The organism is Corynebacterium guaraldiae (genome assembly GCF_053480195.1).
Map to the genome: position 1 here is coordinate 1 of NZ_JBRBAU010000026.1, position 4,950 is coordinate 4,950.

Here is a 4,950-nt window from a genome sequence, read left to right on the forward strand (position 1 = left end):
GTGTGTGTGTTTGTTTTGGTCTATTAGTACCAGTAGCCTTCACACCTTGCGGTGCGTCCAGGTCTGGCCTATCAACCCCATCGTCTTTGGGGGACCTCAAATGAAACCTCATCTTAAAACAGGCTTCCCGCTTAGATGCTTTCAGCGGTTATCCCTTCCGTACGTAGCCAACCAGCGATGCTCCTGGCGGAACAACTGGCACACTAGAGGTACGTCCGTCCCGGTCCTCTCGTACTAGGGACAGCCTTCTTCAAGTTTCAACGCGCGCGGCGGATAGAGACCGAACTGTCTCACGACGTTCTGAACCCAGCTCGCGTGCCGCTTTAATGGGCGAACAGCCCAACCCTTGGGACCTACTCCAGCCCCAGGATGCGACGAGCCGACATCGAGGTGCCAAACCATCCCGTCGATATGGACTCTTGGGGAAGATCAGCCTGTTATCCCCGGGGTACCTTTTATCCGTTGAGCGACACCACATCCACAAGTAGGTGCCGGATCACTAGTCCCGACTTTCGTCCCTGTTCGACATGTCTGTCTCACAGTCAAGCTCCCTTGTGCACTTACACTCGCTACCTGATTGCCAACCAGGCTGAGGGAACCTTTGGGCGCCTCCGTTACATTTTGGGAGGCAACCGCCCCAGTTAAACTACCCACCAGGCACTGTCCCCAACCCAGATCATGGGCCAAGGTTAAGGTATCCAATCCGATCAGAGTGGTATTTCAACAACGACTCCACGCGTGCTGGCGCACACGTCTCATAGTCTCCCACCTATCCTACACAAACCGAACCGAACACCAATACCAAGCTATAGTGAAGGTCCCGGGGTCTTTTCGTCCTGCCGCGCGTAACGAGCATCTTTACTCGTAGTGCAATTTCACCGGGCCTGTGGTTGAGACAGCAGAGAAGTCGTTACGCCATTCGTGCAGGTCGGAACTTACCCGACAAGGAATTTCGCTACCTTAGGATGGTTATAGTTACCACCGCCGTTTACTGGGGCTTAAATTCTCAGCTTCGCAGTCAAAGACTACTAACCGGTCCTCTTAACCTTCCAGCACCGGGCAGGCGTCAGTCCATATACATCAACTTAACGTCTTCGCATGGACCTGTGTTTTTGATAAACAGTCGCTTCCCTCTATTCTCTGCGACCCCACAACCCCAAAGCAAACGCAAAGAATGCCGAAGTCGTGTGGTCCCCCTTCTCCCGAAGTTACGGGGGCATTTTGCCGAGTTCCTTAACCACAGTTCACCCGAACGCCTTAGTATTTTCAACCTGACCACCTGTGTCGGTTTAGGGTACGGGCCATACATCCACATCGCTAGAGGCTTTTCTCGACAGTACTAGATCACCAACTTCACCCACATTCGGGCTACGCATCACGCCTCAGGTTAAACGGTGTGCGGATTTGCCTACACACCACCTCACACGCTTACACCAACAATCCACTAAGCGGCATGGCTACTACACTGTGTCACCCCATCACTTGAACCACACATCAGGCCCCACGACATCAACAAACCAACGTGCTCAAAGAACACAACGATTCGTATCCGCGGTGGTTAGTATCAGTGCTTTATCATGGGCGCGGATATACGGGTACCAGAATATCAACTGGTTATCCATCGACTACGCCTGTCGGCCTCGCCTTAGGTCCCGACTCACCCTGGGAAGACGAACTTGACCCAGGAACCCTTAGTCATCCGGCGGGAAGGATTCTCACCTTCCAATTCGTTACTCATGCCTGCATTCTCACTCGCACACACTCCACGCCGCCTTACGGTAACGCTTCAACACATGCACGACGCTCCCCTACCCAAACAAAAAATGTTTGCCGCGGCTTCGGCGGTGTGCTTGAGCCCCACTACATTGTCGGCGCAGGACCACTCGACCAGTGAGCTATTACGCACTCTTTCAAGGATGGCTGCTTCTAAGCCAACCTCCTGGCTGTCTTCGCGATCCCACATCCTTTTCCACTTAGCACACCCTTAGGGGCCTTAACCGGCGATCTGGGCTGTTTCCCTCTCGACTATGAAGCTTATCCCCCACAGTCTCACTGCCGCACAACACAATTAGTGGCATTCGGAGTTTGGCTGACATTGCTAAGATTGTAGTCCCGCTCAACCAACCAGTAGCTCTACCTCCACCAAGCTAATGCGACGCTGCACCTAAATGCATTTCGGGGAGAACCAGCTATCACGGAGTTTGATTGGCCTTTCACCCCTACCCACAGCTCATCCCCGCAGTTTTCAACCTACGTGGGTTCGCGCCTCCACAGCATCTTACTACTGCTTCACACTGGCCATGGGTAGATCACCCCGCTTCGGGTCCAGGACATGCCACTAAACACCCCATGAGGATTCGGTTTCCCTACGGCTACCCCACACGGGTTAACCTCGCGACATGCCGCTGACTCGCAGGCTCATTCTTCAAAAGGCACGCCATCACACACATACAGGTGCTCTGACGGATTGTAAGCACATGGTTTCAGGAACTATTTCACTCCCCTCCCGGGGTACTTTTCACCATTCCCTCACGGTACTCATACACTATCGGTCACACTGAGTATTTAGGCTTACCGGGTGGTCCCGGCAGATTCACAGCAGATTCCACGAGCCCGCTGCTACTCGGGCAACCCAACAACCCATGCATTGAAGCCTTCAACTACGGGACTATCACCCTCTACGGTGGGCGTTTCCACACCACTTCACCTAACAACAACACACAAGCACGATGATGGTAGTCACCGCACATTGGGGCCCACAACACCGCACACACAACCCCTACCAAGTATCACATGCACACGGTTTAGCCTCATCCACGTTCGTTCGCCACTACTAGCAGAATCATATTTTATTTTCTTCTCCTACGGGTACTGAGATGTTTCACTTCCCCGCGTAAACCCCCACAACAGCTATGAATTCACTGAAGGGTAACACCCCATAACAGGTGCCAGGTTTCCCCATTCGGACATCCTCGGATCAACGCTCTATTGACAACTCCCCGAGGCTTAACGCAGCCTTACACGTCCTTCATCGGCCCAGCATGCCAAGGCATCCACCATGCGCCCTAAATAACGAACACACAACCAACACAACAACCACCACAAACATGGCAATCAAACTGTGTTGGTGTGAACACACAAAACACAAAAGAACAAAGAAATCACACAAACCACACACAAAGCCACCACAAACATGATGGCACGCATGCGGTTAAATGCTCGCGTCCACTATACAGTTCTCACACAACACCCCACACAAGACAACAACCACACCACAAAGAAAGCAGTTATCGAAACTTACATGGGTTATACAACCAGGGAACAATGCCCCAGACACCCAACAATGCACCAAGCACTTTTCAACGCGTTAGTTGAATCATCATTCTGGTTAAGATGTATCTCCACCCGATTATCAATAGGCGGCAGTAAAACAATCGTCTACATAAACCACCAAGCGAATGAGAATAAACACTCACACGCTATACAGCACCAACTGGTGCCCAAATAATGCTCCTTAGAAAGGAGGTGATCCACCCGCACCTTCCGGTACGGGTACCTTGTTACGACTTCGTCCCAATCGCCGATCCCACCTTCGACAGCTCCCTAACAAGTTTAGGCCACTGGCTTCGGGTGTTACCAACTTTCATGACGTGACGGGCGGTGTGTACAAGGCCCGGGAACGTATTCACCGCAGCGTTGCTGATCTGCGATTACTAGCGACTCCGACTTCATGGGGTCGAGTTGCAGACCCCAATCCGAACTAAGACCGGCTTTCAGCGATTCGCTCCACCTCACAGTGTCGCTGCGCGTTGTACCGACCATTGTAGCATGTGTGAAGCCCTGGACATAAGGGGCATGATGATTTGACGTCATCCCCACCTTCCTCCGAGTTAACCCCGGCAGTCTCTCATGAGTCCCCAACCAAATGCTGGCAACATAAGACAAGGGTTGCGCTCGTTGCGGGACTTAACCCAACATCTCACGACACGAGCTGACGACAACCATGCACCACCTGTACACCAACCACAAGGGACACTACATCTCTGCAGCAATCTGGTGTATGTCAAGCCCAGGTAAGGTTCTTCGCGTTGCATCGAATTAATCCACATGCTCCGCCGCTTGTGCGGGCCCCCGTCAATTCCTTTGAGTTTTAGCCTTGCGGCCGTACTCCCCAGGCGGGGCGCTTAATGCGTTAGCTACGGCACAGAAGACGTGGAAGCCCCCTACACCTAGCGCCCACCGTTTACGGCATGGACTACCAGGGTATCTAATCCTGTTTGCTACCCATGCTTTCGCTCCTCAGCGTCAGTAACTGCCCAGAGACCTGCCTTCGCCATCGGTGTTCCTCCTGATATCTGCGCATTTCACCGCTACACCAGGAATTCCAGTCTCCCCTACAGCACTCAAGTTATGCCCGTATCGCCTGCACGCCCGAAGTTAAGCCCCGGAATTTCACAGACGACGCGACAAACCACCTACGAGCTCTTTACGCCCAGTAATTCCGGACAACGCTCGCACCCTACGTATTACCGCGGCTGCTGGCACGTAGTTAGCCGGTGCTTCTTATACAGGTACCGTCACAAAAAGCTTCGTCCCTGTCGAAAGGAGTTTACAACCCGAAGGCCGTCATCCCCCACGCGGCGTCGCTGCATCAGGCTTCCGCCCATTGTGCAATATTCCCCACTGCTGCCTCCCGTAGGAGTCTGGGCCGTATCTCAGTCCCAATGTGGCCGTACACCCTCTCAGGCCGGCTACCCGTCGACGCCTTGGTAGGCCATTACCCCACCAACAAGCTGATAGGCCGCGAGCTCATCTTGCACCGAAAAAACTTTCCAACCACCACACTAAAGGCAGTTCATATCCGGTATTAGACCCAGTTTCCCAAGCTTATCCCAGAGTGCAAGGCAGATCACCCACGTGTTACTCACCCGTTCGCCACTCGAGTACCCC

Annotated in this window: 2 rRNA genes; both read right to left on the reverse strand. The window is 53.2% G+C overall.

The annotated features are described in order from the left end of the window. Positions 1-4: 4 nt before the first annotated feature. Positions 5-3,080, reverse strand: a 23S ribosomal RNA gene (locus ACUY3D_RS12600). Positions 3,081-3,518: 438 nt separating this feature from the next. Next, positions 3,519-4,950, reverse strand: a 16S ribosomal RNA gene (locus tag ACUY3D_RS12605); the annotation flags it as partial.